Annotated in this window: 1 protein-coding gene; it reads left to right on the top strand. The window is 64.8% G+C overall.

Features of this window, described 5'->3' with window-relative positions; translation table 11 throughout:
- Positions 1–929 (top strand): IS701 family transposase (locus tag JMA46_RS16725; protein ID WP_207346477.1); only part of this gene is annotated, 929 nt, incomplete at its 5' end.
- Positions 930–1,014 lie beyond the last annotated feature (85 nt).

Below are 1,014 nucleotides of genomic sequence, written 5' to 3'. Positions count from 1 at the left end.
GGACGTTGGGGAAGATCGGCAACTGCCAGATCGCTGTGTCCCTGCACGCTGCCACCGATGCGGCATCCTGTCCGTTGAACTGGCGCCTGTACCTCCCCGAGTCCTGGGATGACACCTGTGCGGACACGAACGAGGACGCTGCCGTAACCGCTGCGCGCCGGGCCCGGGCCGGGATACCGGAGACTGTCCGACACCGCACCAAATGGTCCCAATCCTTGGAAATGATCGATGAACTCGCCTCCTGGGGACACCGGCCTCCGGCCGTTGTCGCCGATGCCGGTTACGGGGACACCACCGCCTTCCGGCTGGGCCTGTCCGAACGTGGCATCAACTACGTAGTGGCGGTAACCTTCACCACCACCGCGCACCTGGCCACCGCGGTTCCAGAGCCGCCGGAGTACTCCGGACGAGGGCCCCGCGGGCTTCCCCGGTATCCGGAAGCGGCACCGTCCCTGAAGGCCCTGGCCCTGGCGGTAGGGCGCAAAGAACTGCACCAGGTGACCTGGCGCCACGGCACCAAAACCGGGCCTGGCAACAGAACCGCAGCGATGAAATCACGCTTCCTGGCCATCCGCATCCGCCCCGCCAACCGCGACATCGCGCCCAATGAGGACCATTCCCTGCCCGAGGCGTGGATGCTGGCCGAATGGCCCGTGCACGAGCCGGCACCGACCGATTACTGGATCAGCGACCTGCCCGCCGACACGCCCCTGAAAACCCTCGTCAGGCTCGCCAAGATGCGCTGGCGGATCGAGCACGACTACCGGGAACTCAAGACCGGGCTCGGACTGGACCACTTCGAAGGAAGGTCCTTCAACGGCTTCCACCGCCACCTCACCCTCGTCACCGCGGCCCAACTCTTCATCACCAGAAAGCGGCTCACCACCCCAAAAGTTCAAGCGGTGGACACAGTCTTTACGGCGTCCTAAAAGCCCTCCAGGAAATCATCATCGGCATGCTCGACCGCTGTCCCGCCTGCCAACGGCCACCCCCAACCTAACAAAGTACTACTAG

Source organism: Arthrobacter sp. E3, from assembly GCF_017353415.1.
In the GTDB taxonomy this organism is placed as follows: domain Bacteria; phylum Actinomycetota; class Actinomycetes; order Actinomycetales; family Micrococcaceae; genus Specibacter.
The sequence above is the reverse complement of the archived record's forward strand: the minus strand, read 5'-3'. Positions and strand labels throughout refer to the sequence as shown.